General features: G+C 36.0%; 12 protein-coding genes. 8 read left to right on the forward strand and 4 right to left on the reverse strand.

The genetic code is table 11. From position 1 onward, the window contains the following. Positions 1-483 precede the first annotated feature (483 nt). Together alsS and alsD are read left to right on the forward strand one after the other, a co-directional pair. Entirely contained in the window at positions 484-2,172 is a 1,689-nt protein-coding gene (gene alsS / locus ACX9TM_RS04590) for an acetolactate synthase AlsS (protein WP_000103520.1), read from the forward strand. A gap of 16 nt (positions 2,173-2,188) precedes the next feature. Next, positions 2,189-2,947, forward strand: a complete 759-nt coding sequence (gene alsD, locus ACX9TM_RS04595; RefSeq protein ID WP_000215022.1) for an alpha-acetolactate decarboxylase — start codon at positions 2,189-2,191, stop codon at positions 2,945-2,947. Between the two features lie 220 nt (positions 2,948-3,167). Here alsD and ACX9TM_RS04600 read toward each other — a convergent pair whose 3' ends face one another. Beyond that, positions 3,168-3,785, reverse strand: coding sequence for a DNA-3-methyladenine glycosylase (locus ACX9TM_RS04600; RefSeq protein WP_001148797.1), 618 nt, complete (start codon positions 3,783-3,785; stop codon positions 3,168-3,170). A gap of 134 nt (positions 3,786-3,919) precedes the next feature. Between ACX9TM_RS04600 and ACX9TM_RS04605 the strand changes: the two genes are divergently transcribed. Together ACX9TM_RS04605 and ACX9TM_RS04610 are read left to right on the forward strand one after the other, a co-directional pair. Further along, positions 3,920-4,792 carry a Cof-type HAD-IIB family hydrolase gene (locus ACX9TM_RS04605; protein ID WP_000640431.1) on the forward strand — a complete coding sequence of 291 codons (873 nt, stop codon included), beginning with the start codon at positions 3,920-3,922 and terminating at the stop codon, positions 4,790-4,792. Positions 4,793-5,185: 393 nt separating this feature from the next. After that, positions 5,186-9,172, forward strand: coding sequence for a SpaA isopeptide-forming pilin-related protein (locus ACX9TM_RS04610; RefSeq protein ID WP_148663863.1), 3,987 nt, complete (start codon positions 5,186-5,188; stop codon positions 9,170-9,172). A 67-nt stretch (positions 9,173-9,239) separates the two neighbouring features. Here ACX9TM_RS04610 and ACX9TM_RS04615 read toward each other — a convergent pair whose 3' ends face one another. Further along, positions 9,240-10,943, reverse strand: a complete 1,704-nt coding sequence (locus ACX9TM_RS04615) for an S-layer homology domain-containing protein (protein ID WP_002164626.1) — start codon at positions 10,941-10,943, stop codon at positions 9,240-9,242. A 251-nt stretch (positions 10,944-11,194) separates the two neighbouring features. Between ACX9TM_RS04615 and ACX9TM_RS04620 the strand changes: the two genes are divergently transcribed. Then, a complete protein-coding gene (locus tag ACX9TM_RS04620) occupies positions 11,195-12,685 on the forward strand; it encodes a coproporphyrinogen III oxidase (RefSeq protein WP_002164625.1) in 1,491 nt (496 codons plus the stop codon). Between the two features lie 322 nt (positions 12,686-13,007). Further along, positions 13,008-14,564 (forward strand): fatty acid--CoA ligase, encoded by a 1,557-nt coding sequence (locus ACX9TM_RS04625; protein ID WP_065382141.1) that lies wholly within the window; start codon positions 13,008-13,010, stop codon positions 14,562-14,564. A 552-nt stretch (positions 14,565-15,116) separates the two neighbouring features. Here the strand turns inward: ACX9TM_RS04625 and ACX9TM_RS04630 are convergent. Together ACX9TM_RS04630 and ACX9TM_RS04635 are read right to left on the reverse strand one after the other, a co-directional pair. Beyond that, on the reverse strand, positions 15,117-15,314 hold the full coding sequence (locus ACX9TM_RS04630; protein WP_001098258.1) for a hypothetical protein: 198 nt from the start codon (positions 15,312-15,314) through the stop codon (positions 15,117-15,119). Positions 15,315-15,448: 134 nt separating this feature from the next. After that, a complete protein-coding gene (locus ACX9TM_RS04635) occupies positions 15,449-15,913 on the reverse strand; it encodes a hypothetical protein (protein ID WP_000954998.1) in 465 nt (154 codons plus the stop codon). A gap of 188 nt (positions 15,914-16,101) precedes the next feature. Between ACX9TM_RS04635 and ACX9TM_RS04640 the strand changes: the two genes are divergently transcribed. Continuing rightward, positions 16,102-17,571: a SulP family inorganic anion transporter gene (locus ACX9TM_RS04640; RefSeq protein ID WP_000486653.1), complete on the forward strand. Its 1,470-nt coding sequence runs from the start codon at positions 16,102-16,104 to the stop codon at positions 17,569-17,571. Positions 17,572-17,906: 335 nt separating this feature from the next. After that, entirely contained in the window at positions 17,907-19,427 is a 1,521-nt protein-coding gene (locus ACX9TM_RS04645) for a putative polysaccharide biosynthesis protein (protein ID WP_001043996.1), read from the forward strand. Positions 19,428-19,458: the final 31 nt, after the last annotated feature.

Genomic DNA, 19,458 nt, shown 5'->3' on the forward strand with positions numbered 1-19,458 from the left:
TTAGGGTTGAGTTACTCCAATTGATAAAAATCCTATACTTTGTCAATATAGTGATTTTATCGTCCATTATTTGTTGTTATTTTGCGTTTGTTGTTTTTGCTTGGGCCTCCTTTAAGGAGGCCTTTTTTTATAGGAAACGGATGAAGTGCATCCTCAAACATTAAAAACCCCTTTCAAAATAGCCATTTTTTATTGGTTATTTTGAAAGGGGTATACTAATAGCAAGGTACTATAAAATTATTAATAATGTGAATAGGTGGAAGTATTTTTGTACATTTTTAGAAGAGATATAAAAATGTTATTTTAAGATAAACAAAAGGTTGTAAGCGCATTCTTTAAAATTTGTCAAAATAATGTCGAATTCATATTGTTGGAAAAATAATGCATTTGTAATATAATGATAAATGATACTTCACCAGCTTAATTAACTAGGTGAAATTAAAATCTTTATTACACACATTATGAAATAAAGGGTGATTAGTTTTGAGTACAGGTGTAAAAGCAAACGACGTGAAGACAAAAACAAAGGGAGCAGATCTTGTTGTTGATTGTTTAATTAAACAAGGTGTTACACATGTTTTCGGTATTCCAGGAGCAAAGATTGACTCTGTATTTGATGTATTGCAAGAAAGAGGACCAGAGTTAATCGTTTGTCGTCATGAACAAAATGCAGCATTTATGGCAGCTGCTATTGGTAGATTAACAGGGAAACCGGGCGTATGTCTTGTAACTTCAGGACCAGGGACATCAAATTTAGCGACAGGTCTTGTTACTGCGAATGCGGAGAGTGATCCCGTTGTTGCTTTAGCTGGTGCAGTACCGCGTACGGATCGATTAAAACGTACGCATCAATCTATGGATAATGCTGCACTATTCGAACCAATCACAAAATATAGCGTAGAAGTAGAGCATCCTGATAATGTGCCAGAAGCATTATCAAATGCATTCCGAAGTGCGACTTCTACAAATCCAGGAGCAACTTTAGTAAGTTTGCCGCAAGACGTTATGACTGCGGAAACGACTGTAGAGTCTATCGGTGCGCTTTCTAAGCCACAGCTTGGAATCGCTCCCACACATGATATTACATACGTAGTAGAAAAAATAAAAGCAGCGAAATTACCAGTTATTTTACTCGGTATGAGAGCAAGTACAAATGAAGTGACGAAAGCTGTTCGTAAATTAATTGCGGATACAGAGCTTCCTGTCGTTGAAACATATCAAGCAGCTGGTGCGATTTCACGTGAGTTAGAAGATCATTTCTTCGGCCGCGTTGGATTATTCCGTAACCAACCAGGTGATATTTTACTAGAAGAAGCAGACCTTGTTATTTCTATCGGTTATGATCCAATCGAGTATGATCCAAAGTTCTGGAATAAACTTGGCGACAGAACGATTATTCATCTTGACGACCATCAAGCAGATATCGACCATGATTACCAGCCAGAGCGTGAATTAATTGGTGATATTGCTTTAACGGTAAATAGCATCGCGGAGAAATTACCGAAACTTGTATTAAGTACGAAATCAGAAGCGGTATTAGAACGATTACGCGCAAAATTATCAGAACAAGCAGAAGTTCCAAATCGTCCTTCAGAAGGTGTTACGCATCCACTTCAAGTGATTCGTACACTTCGTTCTTTAATTAGTGACGATACAACCGTTACATGTGACATCGGTTCCCATTCTATTTGGATGGCGAGATGTTTCCGTTCTTATGAACCACGTAGATTATTATTTAGTAACGGTATGCAAACGCTAGGTGTTGCACTTCCTTGGGCAATCGCAGCTACTTTAGTAGAACCAGGTAAAAAAGTAGTTTCCGTATCAGGTGACGGTGGTTTCTTATTTTCTGCGATGGAGTTAGAAACGGCGGTACGTTTAAATTCTCCAATCGTCCATCTTGTTTGGAGAGACGGCACATATGATATGGTTGCATTCCAACAAATGATGAAATACGGCAGAACATCAGCTACAGAGTTTGGCGATGTTGATCTTGTGAAATATGCGGAAAGTTTCGGGGCGTTAGGTCTTCGTGTTAACACGCCTGATGAATTAGAAGGTGTGTTAAAATCCGCGCTAGCAGCAGATGGTCCTGTCATTATTGATATTCCAATTGACTATCGTGACAACATTAAATTAAGCGAAAAATTATTACCAAACCAATTAAACTAATGGAGGCAGATTTGAGATGACTGTTGCGCAATTAATTGATATTGATGCGAAAAAAACGAAAACGAGTAATGAAGTATATCAAACATCTACAATGCTTGCGCTATTAGATGGTATATATGATGGTGTAATTAGCTTTGAAGATTTGAAAAAACATGGTGATTTCGGCATCGGCACATTTGATCAATTAGATGGTGAAATGATTGCATTTGATAATGAATTTTATCATTTACGTTCAGACGGTTCAGCGGAAAAAGTAGAGCCAGAAGAAACAACGCCATTTGCGACTGTAACGTTTTTTGAAAAAGAAATGAGTTATACGGTAGAGCGTCCGATGAATCGTGAAGAAGTTGAAGCGTTATTACATGAATTAATGCCAAGTAAAAACTTGTTTTACGGTATTCGAATGGACGGTACGTTTCGTGAAGTAAGGACGAGAACTGTTCCAAGACAAGAAAAACCGTATACACCGCTCGTTGAAGTGACGAAATCACAACCAATCTTTTCATTTGAAAATACAGAAGGTACGCTTGCTGGATTTTGGACACCAGATTATGCGCAAGGTATTGGGGTAGCTGGATTCCACTTACATTACATTGATGATGAAAGAAGCGGGGGCGGACATGTTTTCGACTATGTTATAGAAAACTGTACCATCCAAATTTGTCAAAAAGCTCATATGCATTTAGCACTTCCAGAAACAGCTGATTTTATGGCGGCTGCATTATCAAGAGAAAATTTAGAGGATAATATTGCAACTGCGGAAGGTGCAGAGTAAGAGGGAAAGACTGTTCCATTTTGGAACAGTCTTCTTTTATTCGTAATGTTATTATTTGTCGATAAATCTATATTTCTTGTCGAACCGTTGATATATTGTAAGTTACGATAGATATATTTGAAAAATCGTTGATATATTGTAAGTTACGATAGATATATTCGAAAAATCGTTGATATATTGTAAGTTACGATAGATATATTTGAAAAATTGTTGATATCGCTTATTTTTTTGAAACAAACGGATGTCCCTCATAATAAAAACGCCACGGATAGTGTACAGCTTCTTCTGCATAGTCGATATTAATACGAGGTCCTGCTGTTATTTTATATTGTGATGATATGTGTTCTTCTTTTGGAACTAATTCAATATGTAACGTATCACTTTGTAACGATACACCGCGTTCTTTTAAAGTGATGCCAAGTGCACGGCATAGTTTGCCAGGACCGTTCGTTAAATTTTTGTACTGCGCTTTTGTAATTTCGGTCTTATTGTAGCGCGCTAGTTTTATTTCTTCTATTCCATCTACCGGTTCAAGAGCTCGAATGAGAACACCTTGTGGGGTGCCCACTGGCGCTGTAATAACGTTAAAGCAATGATACATACCGTAAATTAAATATACGTAAGCATGCCCTGGTGCACCAAACATAACTTCTGTGCGATCTGTCCGTCTGCCTCCATAACTATGTGCGGCCTTATCATCTGGGCCTTTATATGCTTCTACTTCTACAATGATTCCGCTTCGCTTTATTCCGTCTACAATATGAACAAGTTTTTGCCCGAGTAATTTTTTTGCGACTTCTAACGTATCGCCTTCATAAAAAGAAGGAGGTGCCTGCATTGTACTATCTCCTTTGCTAAGTGTATATGTATATAGTAAACCAAATTTTCAGTAGTAATTCTAACTCGTTCTATTTGCTACATTTATTTCATAAATTATGGATAGAGTACAACAGCGAAGAGGGGGAGTGCGACATGATTTATCGCTTACTAGCTCTTAATATAGATGGGACACTACTATACAACAATGGAAAAATTGCAAAAGGATTAAGAGAAACAATTGAATTTGTGAAAAGAAAAGATGTATACGTTACGTTATTTACGAGTCGTAATTTTCAATCCGCTCATAAAGTAGCAAAGGCGTTAAAATTAGATTCTATATTAGTGACACATGGTGGTGCTTTCGTTTCAGCAACGTTAGATAAGCCGTACGTTCAAAGAAGATTGTCTGAAGAGAAGACTTTTAACATTGTGCAAGTGTTAGAGCACTTTGATTGTAACGTACGCATTTCTCATGAACGGTTTTCGATAGGAAATCGTGAGAGAAATACACCAAACTTAATTGCGCGCACTGTATTATCAAGCGCAGATCCCTTATTTTATCCAGTTCAATTTGTAGATTCGTTAGGTGACGCGCTTCGTGACCATCCGGTAGCGGCGCCAAAAATTGATGTTCTTTTCCAAACTAAAGGTGAAAAAGAACGCGGGCTAAATACATTAAGAAAAGCGTTCCAAGATGTAGAGTATGTTGAATGTGATTCAAAACGAATAGAAATTTTACCGCAAAATGTATCAAAGTTACGCGGGTTACAATTGCTTGGAGAGCATTTAAATATTTCGCTAAATGAAATGGTTGCGATTGGAGATAGTATGGAAGATTTAGAGGTTATTGAAAACGTGGGACTTGGGGTAGCGATGGGGAACTCGCCTGTAGAATTAAAGCAAGCAGCCGATTGGATTACACGTTCAAATAGTGAAAACGGTGTAGAGTACATGATTAAAGAGCATTTCCGTAAGCAGTTCCCGCTTCCGTTTTTGAAGAATCATAAAAATACACCGAAACGATAAAAGAAAAACGTAGCTTTTTGGCTACGTTTTTTGTTGAGCTTATTAAAATGAATGAAAACGTTTTAAAATGTGAATTGTGTATGAAATCTATACAATTCACTTGAATCCTTTAGAAAACTAATGTAAAGTGAAGGATGTTGTCAAAATAGTTACACCACATGAAATATTCTTCAGATTAATTTTATTGGGCTCCCATACGTAAAAGTATTTCCGCATGACAGTTTAGTTCACGTATTATTTCAAAAATGAATTGTAGTAATTTTATTAAGTAGTTGTAGCGTTCCTTTGTTGTATTTAAATGGATTATTTTAAGTTAATGTGAGTAAGACCTGGTACATATGAAATGTACTTCTTTTTGTGATTTTAGGAAGTTTAAAAGGGGGAATGAATTTCTTGAGGAAATCATTTAATCAAAAAATTAAAAAGTTAAGTAGTAGTTTAATAGTTGTATTACTAATATGTATGAATTTTTTAATCCATTTACCATTTAAAGCAGAGGCAGCTACAACAGAGTTAAAAGGTTTAGGTGATGTATCTTATTACAACGCCATCATTTTTGGGGATCATAGTGCAACGAGTGCTGATATTGAAGGTGCGATGGCTGTTCAGAAAAATATGAACGCATCAAGTTATACAGTCGTAGCGGCTGCAACTGGAGCAAATAACTTAGCTGGAGCAACTTGGATAGATGAAGGATATCCATCATTATTACTAGGCGGTCAATTTACGAAAGCGGGAGCAGGGCAGGTAATTATTCAAGATGGAACAGTGGCGATGACAAAAGACGGTGACCCAGATGGCGCGATGAAAACATCATATGACCGTATCTCTTATAAAGAGCAAGCGGAGATTGATGCTAAGTTTAAAGAATTTAGAAAAGACGTTGATGGTGTAATTGGGGATGCAAGTAAACTACACACTGATAAGCCAAAACCTAATATGAGCTTTGGAATCGGTGAAGATGTAAACAACCCTAATATTTATGTCTCTTCAGGCCAGACGGGAAAGAAAGCATTCGATGTAAAAGACGTTTTTCTTCCGAATGTAGAGAATAAAGACTTTATTGTTATTTATTCAGATGCAGAAGAAGTGAGTTTTGGTGGCGGTGCAATTTTGTATGATACAAGAAATACTGGGATGGCGACGGATTTAATTAATACATCTCAAGCATACGACCCTAATTCATCTTTTACTGAGTTAGCTAGTAAGGTAATTTGGGTATTTCCTAATGCTACAAAGATAACAACTAAAGGTTATGGTGTAGTAGGTAGTGTGTTTGCACCTAATGCAGTTGTAGAAACAAAAGGTGGTTCTATTAATGGACAAGCCTATGTTGGAGGATTACACCAAAGAGATGGTTTTGAGGTTCATAACTTTAAATTTAACTGGCCAAAATGGAATAAACCAGCAGCTGAAAAAGGACATTTACAAATTAAAAAAGTTGATGAAAACGATGGAAATATTGTTTTAAAAGACGCAAAATTTGATGTTATAGACAAAGATAATAACGTTGTGGCTACTGTTACAACAAACGAAAAGGGTATTGCGGAAGTTAAAGATTTACCACTTGGTGACTATTTTGTAAAAGAAATAAATGCACCAGAAGGATATATAAAAGTTGATACACCAGTCAAAGTAACAATTGATAATACAAACGTAATTGAACTTGTTATGAAGAATACGAAAAAAGTAGAGAATGGCCAATTTAAATTATTGAAAAAAGATAGTGAATCCGGTCAACTTCTGCCAGGTGCAAAATTTGATGTTATCGATAAAGATGGGAAAGTTGTGGAAACAATTGTTACAGATGATAAAGGTGAAGCCTTATCGAAACGACTTCCAGTTGGAAGCTATACATTAAAAGAAGTAGAAGCACCGAAAGGGTATGAATTATCATCTAGTTCAGTTTCTGTTGATGTAGAGGCTAATAAAGTATTGACTGTAGATGTGGTGAATAAAAAGATTCCCGAAAAAGTAACAGGTCAATTTGAAATTGTGAAAGTAGATGCGGAAGATAAAACGAAGGTATTATCAGATGCAGAATTCGAAGTGTATAAAGAGGGTAAAAAAGTAGATACGTTACGAACAGATAAAACTGGTAAAGTAGTTTCTCAGAAATTAGAACCAGGAAAGTACACATTAAAAGAAACGAAAGCACCACAAGGATATAAATTGCTAAAAGAAGAAATTGAAGTCGTTGTGGAAGCGGACAAAGTAGTAGAAGTACAAATAGAAAACGCAAAAGAACTAGGAAGCTTACAAGTAATCAAAAAGGATGCAGAGAGTGGAAAAGTTCTAGCAGGTGCGGAATTTAAATTAAAGAACGAAGCTGGTCAAGTAGTTGGAGAAGCGAAAACAACGAATAAAGACGGCGTTGTGAAATTCGAAAGCTTAGTGCCAGGAAGGTATACGTTAGAAGAAACGAAAGCGCCGAAAGGTTATAAGGCGTTAGAAGTAACAGTAGAAGTAAATGTTGTAGCGAACGAAGTAGTAAAACAAGAAGTTATGAATGAAAAAGTAACAGGTCAATTCGAAATCGTGAAAGTAGATGCGGAAGATAAAACGAGATTGTTATCAGGTGCAGAATTCGAAGTGTATAAAGATGGTAAAAAGGTAGCGGAACTGAAAACAGATGAGAGTGGAAAAGTGATGTCACCAAAATTACCGCTAGGTGAATACACAGTGAAAGAAACGAAAGCACCAGCGGGCTACAAGCTTTCAAATAAAGAATGGAAAGTAACAATTCAAAACGAGAAAGAAGTAGTAAAAGTAGAGGCAGAAAACGAAAAAATCTTAGGTTCTCTACAAATTATTAAAATGGATGATAAAGATCAAACGAAACGCTTAGCAGGCGCAGAATTTACATTGAAAGATGCGAAAGGAAATGTTATAAAAGAAGGAATTACAACAGATAAGTCTGGAACGGTTAAGGTAGACGGACTTGTGCCAGGTGAATATACGTTAGAAGAAACAAAAGCACCAGAAGGTTATGAGTTAACAAAACAAATAATTCATGTAACAGTTGACGGTGAAAAAGTTATTGATGTAAAAGTAACGAACGGTAAGAGCCTTGGGCAATTCGAAATCGTAAAAGTAGATGCTCAAGATAAAACGAAAGTATTATCAGATGCAGAATTCGAAGTGTATAAGGATGGTAAAAAAGTAGATACGTTACGAACAGATAAAACTGGTAAAGTAGTTTCTCAGAAATTAGAACCAGGAAAGTACACATTAAAAGAAACGAAAGCACCACAAGGATATAAATTGCTAAAAGAAGAAATTGAAGTCGTTGTGGAAGCGGACAAAGTAGTAGAAGTACAAGTAGAAAATGCAAAAGAACTAGGAAGCTTACAAGTAACCAAAAAGGATGCAGAGAGTGGAAAAGTTCTAGCAGGTGCAGAATTTAAATTGAAAAATGAAGCTGGTCAAGTAGTTGGCGAAGCGAAAACAACGAATAAAGACGGTGTTGTGAAATTCGAAAACTTAGTGCCAGGAAAGTACACGTTAGAGGAAACGAAAGCGCCGGAAGGTTATAAGGCGTTAGAAGTAACAGTAGAAGTAAATGTTGTAGCGAACGAAGTAGTAAAACAAGAAGTTATGAATGAAAAAGTAAAAGAAGAAATTACAGGTCAATTAGAAATTACAAAGGTAGATGCTAATAATACAAATAAAACATTAGCAGGCGCAGTGTTTGAAATTTGGAAAGACGGAATAAAAATCGACACATTAACAACAAATAAGAGCGGTAAAGCGACTTCTAAGAAGTTAGAACCAGGAGATTACACTTTAAAAGAAATCCAAGCGCCAGAAGGATATACTTTATCCAATAAGGAAATGAAATTTACGATTTCTAATGAAAAAATTGAAGTTGTAAAGCTTCAAATTACAAATAAAAAAGATACAGATAAAGATCCGGAAAAACCAGGTGAAGGAACAGGAAAACCAGGTGAAGGAACAGGAAAACCAGGTGAAGGAACAGGAAAACCAGGTGAAGGAACAGGAAAACCAGGTGAAGGAACAGGAAAACCAGGTGAAGGAACAGGAAAACCAGGTGAAGGAACAGGAAAACCAGGTGAAGGAACAGGAAAACCAGGTGAAGGAACAGGAAAACCAGGTGAAGGAACAGGAAAACCAGGTGAAGGAACAGAGAAGCCTGATGAAGGAACAGGAAAACCAGGTGAAGGAACAGGAAAGCCGGGTGAAGGAACAGAAAAGCCAGGTGAGGGAGTAGAAAAACCTAATTTACCAGAAAAAGGACAAGGTTCTTCTAATAATCAACAACTCCCAGCTACAGGACACAATACGAATTACGTTCCATTCATCGGTTTTATGCTCCTCTTACTAGGAATACGTTTAAGATTCATGGCTAAAAATAGTTAACAGATGTATAAAAGGCATCAGAGATATACAATCTCTGATGCCTTTTAAATTAATACAGATAAATATGTTAAGCTTCAATTACGCTAAGCATTCTGTTTATAAATGCAGCTGCGTGAGCACGTTGTGATGGTCCTTTTGGTACGAATTGATTCAATTCATTACCTTTTACAATTCCATATCCATACACTCTTTGTACTTCTTCTTTAGCGTAAATTAAGTTTTGGTCTACGAATGGTAGTTCAACTTGTTTTGCAAAAATACCAGCGTGTTTTAGAGAACGATCGATCATAATAACAGCTTCTTCGCGTGTAATTGTAGTATTTGGGTCAAATGTATTATCACCACGTCCGCGGATTATGCCTGCGCTTGCTGCACGATTAATACCGTCTCGTAACGATGGGTGTACTTGTTCTAAGTCTGTGAAATTAGCATTTCCACTTGGTAATTGTAAAGCACGAGTAATTAATGTAGCAAATTCAGCACGCGTTACAAGACGTTCTGGGAAGTACTTGCCGTTTCCTTCTCCTTGCATAATGCCTCTAGCTGCTAATTGACGAATGTCTTGTTCATACCAGCCACCTGTAATGTCATCAGTTACTGGATTTTTTTGATTTTCTTTATAGTATGTTTCAGTTCCTTTTAAGAAAGCATCCCATTGTCCGCGTTGAATCATAAACGCAGGGCAGTTTTTTCCTGACCAAAATTGGTGTTTTTGGACCTTATCTAGAGAAATATTTAAGTCGTTCATTAAATAAGCTGCCAATTTACGGGCATTTTCTACCGCTTTTTCATAGTTTCCATCTTGATTAACGGCAATTTCAATTCCGATAGATTCATAGTTACCAGTTTTATTTCCAGCATGCCATCCAACTTCATTTACCGGAAGATGTTGATAAATTTCTTTATCATCTACTGTGAAATGCCAAGATGCGGCGCGATCAGCTGTTCCGCGTGCTTGATTATCTAAGAATTTTGCATGATTTAGAGCATTAGCACCTTTCGCTGTATTAGCCGTTTCGTGAATCGTAATATATTTAGGCACCATCGGGTAGCCAGGGCGAATATCGTCATTTCCTTTTGGGACAATCATTTCTTTAAATGTAACGCCATAAATATTGTTTGTTTGTAGAGCTTCTGGCGATCTCAATAAACTATTTTTAGCAGTACGACTGTTTTTTAATAATGAAGCTTTTGTACCTTCAAATGTAGCAGAAGGTGCATAAATCCATTTTGCTGTTTCATTTATTTGGACTTTAAACCAATTTCCAGCTTGTTCAGTAGGAGTTATGACTTGTGGCTCTAGTTTTCCTTCTTCTTTAAACGATTGGAACGGAAGTGCATGTATGGAAGCTTCTTCTTTTACGATTAATTTTTGGTTAGATAGTTTATGAATCTCTTGAACTTCTAAGCTATTATCATTGTTATCTATCCATCCAGCGCCAGTTGACGTCGTTATGTAATAAGCATTTCCTTTTTTCTTTGTCGCCGTTACGACTTGTTCTGTAATCTCGATATTCGATTTGTTTTTTAAATCATTCGCGGTATATAATGAATGTTTTTTTGAAGTGTATAGTAGGAATTGGCCAGTAACCTCGATATCTTCTTCATGAGTACTATGCTCATTAACATGTTCTTTAATACTTTTAAAAACTTGATCCTCCGTATATACTTCGGCAGATTTTTCAGCACTCTCTGCAAATGAATAAGTAGGTGCAAGAACAGTTTGTAATGCAAGAGAGAGAGTTAAAACACTATAAAATTTCTTTTTCATATTTGTTTTTAACACATTAGATTGTGGAATCTAGTGTTAACAGTCCTCCTTTTTATATTGTATTTTCACTATGTATCGATTTTAACACTAATAAATTTTAACAAGAGAAAATCATGATGTCTATATACATGAGCAATATTCATAAAAAGAATTATTTGAAAAAATGTAAGAGAAACAGGTAAAACCTTCTGTATTGACCTGTAAACGCCCTTCAAGTAAACTAAAGAGAGTTTGCAAATGAAAAGGTGATAATGTTGTTAATTTCAATTAAAACGTTACAAGATGATCGTTTTTTACGTCCGCTACAAAATATTGGCGGCTTATTTTTTGAAGATAGTACGATTGGATTTGAACAAGAGGAAGCAAATCTGATCGTTGATATACACATTGAGGATAATGTGAAAGCATCTGCTCAATTGACGGATGTTAGCACAGGAAATGTGTATGAAGAAACATTCTCGAAAGATTTATCTGCTTTCACAGATGAAAAAGAGCGTATGAAGCAAGTGAAGCACGTTGTTTCTTATGTATATCTTTCTGTTCTTCAGCAGTTAACTGGTATTGAACAAAGCTGGGGTATTTTAACGGGAGTACGTCCGACGAAACTTCTTCACAAAATGCTTCAAAATGGTATGTCAAAAGAAGAAGCGCATCAAGAACTTCGTGAAAGTTATTTAATTCATGAAGAGAAAATTGAACTTCTTCAGCGCATTGTTGATTGCCAATTAGCAGTTGTTCCGGATTTATACCGTTTGAAAGAAGAAGTAAGTATTTATATCGGTATTCCGTTCTGCCCAACGAAATGTGCATACTGTACATTCCCGGCTTATGCAATTAATGGACGCCAAGGATCTGTTGATTCGTTCTTAGGTGGTTTACATTATGAAGTTCGTGAAATTGGTAAGTTTTTAAAAGAAAAAGGTGTAAAAGTTACGACGATTTATTACGGCGGCGGTACACCTACAAGTATTACAGCAGAAGAGATGGATATGCTGTATGAAGAAATGTATGAAGCGTTCCCAGATGTGAAAAATGTGCGTGAAGTAACAGTTGAGGCAGGTCGCCCAGATACGATTACTCCAGCAAAGCTAGAAGTGTTAAATAAATGGAACATTGACCGTATTAGTATTAATCCACAGTCATACCATCAAGAGACACTAAAAGCAATTGGACGTCATCATACTGTAGAAGAAACAATTGAGAAATACCATTTAGCTCGTGAAATGGGAATGAACAATATTAATATGGACTTAATTATTGGTCTTCCTGGTGAAGGGTTAGATATCTTCAAGCATACGTTAGATGAAACAGAAAAGTTAATGCCAGAATCATTAACAGTTCATACGTTATCATTTAAACGTGCTTCTGAAATGACGCAAAACAAACGTAAATATAAAGTAGCAGGTCGCGAAGAAATTACAGCGATGATGCACGAAGCAGAAGAGTGGACGCAAAAGCATAATTACGTACCATATTACCTATATCGTCAAAAGAATATTTTAGGTAACTTAGAGAATGTTGGTTATGCAATGCCGACGCAAGAAAGTATTTACAACATTGTCATTATGGAAGAAGTACAATCAATTATCGGACTTGGTTGTGGTGCATCAAGTAAATTTGTTCATCCGAAGACGGGAGCAATTACGCACTTTGCGAATCCGAAAGATCCAAAATCATATAATGATGGCTTTGTGAAATATACAGAAGATAAACTGAAAATTTTAGAAGAGCTATTTGCATAAGAAGAAAGAGGTTGTTCCGAGTCGGAACAACCTCTTTTTTATCCTGCAGTAACGGGCGGTCCGATTATATCTTATCAGTTTTTGTCGGTAAGTCGATATATTTGAAAAATCGCTGATATAAATTGAGTTGTGGTTGATATATTTCAAGTTACGGTCGATATATCTGGAAAATCGCCGATATAATTTCATTTACCGCCTAGCGGTACCGTATGTAAAACTATGTCGATAATAATCAGAAAAATTAGTCAAATCATTAGAGGACAATGTCTACTTATGGACGAAATGATAGATTTATGAAAGAGAAAAGGGGGAAATTGTTGGCATGTATATGACGATAGGGAGAATTTTTGATTTATCAGTTGGTAAGTATCCAAATAAAGAGGCGTTAGTGGAACCTGAAAAAAATATTCGCTGGACGTATAAACAGTGGGATGAACAAATAAATAAAACAGCGCACGCTCTATTAGAAGAAGGGGTAAGAAAGGGAGATACGGTATCTGTTTACTTATATAATTGCCATGAATTTGTAAACGTTTACTTAGCCTGTGCGAAAATTGGAGCGATCTTTAACCCGATTAATTTCCGCTTAAAAGCAAAAGAAGTATCTTATATTCTTCAGGACGCATCCTCGAAAGTCGTTGTCTTTGAAAAAGCAGTTGAGTCAACTGTTGCTATAATTGAAAGAGATTTTCCAAATACATCTTTTTGGTCTATAGAAAATGATAAACCTTCCTATGCAAGTTCCTACCATGAAAAAGTGAATGAAGCATCTTCTGAGAAAGTAAATATCGAAATTGATGAAATGGATTATTGTTCTATGCTGTATACGAGCGGTACGACAGGTCATCCGAAAGGCGTGTTACATTGCCATCGTGAAATGGCTGAGCATAGTATGATTTGTACGTATTTCCTAAAATATAATAGAGATAGCGTTGGGCTTGTTGTTGCACCTTTATATCACTGTGGTGAATTAAATGCCGGAATCATACCACGCATTCAAGTTGGCGGAAAGAATGTTATTTTGCATCATTTTGATACAGAAACAGTATTACATACGATTCAAGAAGAAAAGATTACGACGTTCTTTGCAGCGCCGACGATGTGGAATATGTTGTTGCAAAAAGATTTAGCTCAGTATGATTTAACGTCAATGAAAATCGGTATATATGGCGGAGCAGCAATGGCACCGGCGTTAGTGAAGGAATGTAAAGAACGTCTTTATATTGATCTTGTTCAAATATACGGAATGACAGAAATGGGGCCAGTTGTTGCATTTCTCGTAGAGGAGGATCAAATTACGAAAGCTGGTTCAGCAGGCACGCCATGTTTTAGCCATGAAGTTCGTATTGTGAAACCGAACGAGGATGCACCGGCAGAACCAGATGATGTATTACCTCCTTATGAAGTGGGAGAAATTATTTTACGCGGCCCAACTATGATGGCTGGCTATCATAATCGTGAAGAAGCGAATAAAAAATCGATGTATAAAGGATGGTATCATTCTGGTGATCTAGGCTATTTTGATAAAGACGGTTATTTATTCGTTGCTGATCGCGTTGATGATATGGTAATTAGCGGTGGCGTAAATATTTATCCTCGTGAAATTGAAGATTTCCTTCATAGTCATCCAGGTATATTAGATGTGGCGGTACTTGGTGAGCCAGATGAATTATGGGGAGAGCGTGTTGTGGCAGTTATTGTGAAGAAAGATGAAACAATAACAGAAGCTGATTTAGAAACGTATTGCAAAGAAAGTGATGAACTAGCAGATTATAAACGTCCGCGTCATTATTTATTTGTAGATGAACTCCCTCGTAATGCGAGCGGGAAGTTGCAGAAGTTTGTACTGAGGGAGTCGTTGAAAGGTGCGAAAAAATAGAAAATGCAGGATGCCCCATATCTATGGGGTATCCTGCATTTTTCTGTATTAAACAGCAGAAACAATATCTTTGTTAATTCTCATTTTTTCTTGGTGAAGGTTAATTAGCGCATTTGAAATAAGGTGGAAACACAAAGTGGATGTAATACAAAAAGAAAAGACACCCTAAGGTGCCTTTCTCCGACTTGAACCATTTCATTTCATACGAATCGGAATCTATCCGTATTACCATTACCCCTTTGTTATGAGTGTAAACACACACTATAAAGCAGAATCGTCTATATACACTAGATTGTTAGTTCACAAAAGACAAGAGATTTGAGATCAATATCGAAGTGACGCCACATCCCCTATAATAATTGATATGTTACGCCTTTTAAAAGAATCTGCTTTATAGAACGTGCCCACAAGTTATATTTTACTACATGTAATATTCATTCAGTGTATTTTTTGATGAATATGTATAATTACATAAACTGTATCAAAAAAAGAGAGTATACTCTGATGTTGTGTAATAAAGATAAAGCCCGCCTATGGAATAGGGGGCTTTTCTTACTTTTTATAAATATTTATTCCAATTATATTATCAGATGAGTCTAAACGAATATAAACGTCAGCTGATAAAAGGTGTGCATTATATATTCGTTGTTTATATGTTGATATCTCGAAGCGTTTTCCATTTAATTCACATTCTAGAATAATCATATCGCCATGTTCTTTCCAATTTATTAATTTAGCAGTTGTATTCATATAAACCTCCTCTGAATCATTTTATGAAAATTAATAGAGATAGTGTGAGAAAGGAGTTTATATAACAAAAAAAGACACCTTAAGTGTCTTCTTTGATTACTATAAAAGTCGTTGAATGAAATAGGTTTCTATTTTTATTTGCGTGAAAAGCCTTCTTCATCAAGGTATTCCGCAGCTTCTGGATAAGAGTTGAATGTACCGTCTAAGTTTACACCAGCGTACACGTTCCACATGTCATCCTCTGAAATAAGAGTAAGAATATGACCATCTTCGTTCTGCCATTCTTCTTCTTTCGCAGGTTCTACAGGTGCTACTACTTCTTCTTGTGATAGAAGGTCAATTGATTTCTCAATTACTGAACGTAACTCCTCTGCTGAAAACTCACGGATGTTAACCATGCCTTTATCATCTGTTTTATAACCTTTAATACCGCTTGCATATACAAATCCATTTCCATTTGGGTGTAAATGAAATACAACGTTCTTTTTATCTAAACGACTTTCTTCAAAGTGGAAGTTTACACGTTTTAATGATACGTTCTTTCTTTCTAGTTCTGGGAAAGATTCAATAATCGATAATTTTTCTTCAAAAGTTAGCATAGTGCCTCCAAGTATATAGTAAAAGATTTAATTTGTTCATTATAGCATAGTTGCAATTGTTTCCAAAGATAAGGGGGAAACTTTTCATTGAATACGTTTACGTCACGAGAATGTAAAAAGTGAGCTAACGAATGTATCTTTTTAGGTGTACAATGGAACATGGACTTTATACAAAGGTGGTTTTTTTTATGTTTCAAAAAATAGCAAAGGAATGTTTAGCAGGATTTACTGTTGCGATTGTTGCGTTACCACTTGCGATTGCATTTGGTATTGCCGCGACAGGAACGTCTGAGGGAGCGCTTGTTGGATTGTATGGTGCGATTTTTGCAGGTTTATTCGCAGCGTTATTTGGCGGGACACCTGGGCAAGTAACAGGACCAACAGGACCAATTACCGTTATTGCAACAGGAGTTATTGCGACGCACGGGTTAGAGGCAAGTTTTATTGCCTTTATGATGGCAGGGTTATTTCAAATTTTATTCGGTGTATGTAAGCTCGGTTCTTACGTTCGATATATTCCGTATCCTGTCGTTTCGGGATTTATGAATGGTATTGCATTAATCATTATTTTAGGCGAAATAAAGCACGTACAAAATAGTTTTTTACTTGTTGTGTTAACGATTATTGTAATGATTGTTTCTGGTAAATGGATTAAGGCGATTCCGTCTAGTTTAGTAGCACTAGTCGGTGTGACAGCTTTGCTTCCTTTATTTTCTTCCTTACTCGAAGGACTTACAGTAAAGTTACCGATTATCGGAAATCTTTCACTAAATAAAGTAATTGAAAAGATTGGAACCATTCCAGAAGCGATGCCTACGCTTCATATTCCATCTTTAAGTGGAACAGGAATAGCAGCACTTATTTTGCCAGCGCTTAGTATTGCTTTATTAGGATCGATTGACTCGTTGTTAACATCGGTCGTAATGGATAATGTGACAGGTACACGTCATAAAAGTAATAAAGAACTGGTCGGACAAGGGATCGGTAATATGATGAGCGGATTGTTTGGCGGATTAGCAGGTGCAGGTGCGACTGTAAGGTCTATCGTGAATATAAGAAGTGGCGGTAAAACGGCACTTTCGGCATGTATGCATAGTGTTATCTTATTTATTTTTATTATGGGTCTTGGTTCGGTCGTACAATATATTCCACTTGCTGTATTATCAGGTATTTTAATTTTAACTGGTATTGGAATGTTCGATTGGGGAAGCATGAAAAAGATGCATGTCGCTCCTAAAGGTGATGTCGTTGTTATGCTCGTAACGATGATTGTAACGGTGAAGTTCGATTTAATGATTGCTGTTGCATTCGGTATTATTCTTTCGTTCATCATATATATGGTGAAATGTAAAGAACGTAAAACTTCTATCGTAAAGGAAAAAGAAGAAACGTACACAATTCAAGGACCGCTCTCTTTCCTATCAGTAGATCGTATTTTCTCTACTTTACAAGATGTGAAGTCACCGGTTATTTTACGTATGAAAGATGTGCGTTATATGGATGTATCAGGAGCTATGGCCTTATTAAATTTTGTTGAGCAATCAAATAAAGTAGGAGCAAGTGTAAAGCTTGAGCAAGTACATCCGAGTATTGAAAAAACAATCGCAGTAATGGCAAGCGATGAACAGAAAGAGCAATTGAAAATCTTAAGTGTTTAGATGGTAATTAGAATATCTCACAATCTTACATAAATTATAATGTAGAGTTGTGGGATATTTTTATAATGTTTTTAGTAATATGTATCGCAGTGATAGGGAGGAAGGGCTCTTTTTGCGTAACAGAAACGGTTATAGTGTGTACATACATAATGGAAGGAATTAGAAAAAATATTGTGAAGAGACAGGCTTAAATGGGTTCTCTTTTCTATTTTGAAAAAAAAACCAAGTATTCAACCTATAATAAATTTGTTATGATAACCAATGGGATAAAGTGAATTCCTATCGTTTAAAACAATATGTTTGAGAGTATATGTATAAAAGAAAAGAGAAAAAATATGAATAAAACATTTGTAAAAGGAGCAGCAATTTTAACCATTACAACTTTTTTGTCGAAATTGCTGGGTAGTTTTTTTCAAATTCCATTACAAAATATTGCAGGAGATGAAGTGCTCGGTATTTTCCGCCTTGTTTTTCCTGTATATATGATTGCTCTTACATTATCGGTAGCCGGAGTTCCACTTGCAATTTCGAAACTAATTGCAGAGTTGAACGAAAAAAATAAGCAAAAGGAAATTGCGAAATTATTTAAATCAGCGTCAATTATTGGGATAGCATTTGGCGTTTTCGGCTGTTTAGTCATTGTATTATTTTCTATTGAAATTGCAAATATGCTTGGTGGACAAGAAACTAGAATGCCGTTGCTTATTACTTCATTAGCATTACTCATTGCGCCATACATGGCGGTGTATAGAGGGTATTTTCAAGGTTTCGGTGATATGAAACCAACAGGGGTATCACAGGTCATTGAGCAATTTGTACGTGTGTTTTTTATGTTAATAATTGCTTACATACTAGTATCATGGGATAAGAGTAATACTGTTATTACTAGTGGTGCGATGGTTGGCTCTTTTCTTGGAGTCATTAGTTCGCTTATATATTTGCGTATAAAATATAATAGAAGTCCATACTACAATAAAAGCAATTCCTATTCGCTCCGAGATTTAAGAGAAAACGGCAAAAAGATATTGCGGGTATCGATCCCAATCGCTATTGGAGCTTTATCAATGCCACTTTTAAATTTAGTAGACTCGCTTACAATACCGCATGTATTACAAGGATCATCAACAGAAATTCAAGAACAATTTGGAATATACAGTCGCGGTTTTGCATTCACGCAAATAATTGTTATTTTTGCAAGCGCAATTGTATTTCCGTTAATACCACTCTTAACTTCCGCATTGGCCAAAAGAGATATAAATTTGGCGAAAATAACAATTCAAAATACAAATCGACTAGCGCATGTTTTGACAGCACCGTTAACAATATGGTTGATGGCATTAACAGTACCGTTAAATGTCGGATTGTTCACAGATGTAAAAGGCAGTAGTATGTTAACAGTTATGATTGGCAGTTCGTATTTTACTGCGGTTATGGTATTATCAATAGGTGTTTTACAGGGCATTAACCGTTCTGCACAAGCTGCATGGATTGTTATTGCTGCGAGTTGTGTGAAAGTCGTGTTAAACATAATGTTCGTGCAGAAGTTTGGCATAGATGGAGCGGCGTATAGTACATTCATTACTTACGTATTGGTTTGTATTGTAAATCATTTGTATATTCGAAGCTATATTGCCTATTCTATTCATTTAAAAAGCTTTTTTGGTGTGCTAGCAATAGCATGTATTTTGGGACTAGGATTGTATGAACTATGTAATGTGATAAATATTACATCTTCAAGAATTATGACGTTATTATTCAGTGGTATAGCATTAAGTATTACAACCATTTTGTATGGTGTATGTGCTTTGAAATTAAAATGGATATCAATAAACAAAATACCATTTTTGAAAAGATAAATATAGAAATTTAATTTTTTATTATAATTCA

The organism is Bacillus sp. LH1, from assembly GCF_057924895.1.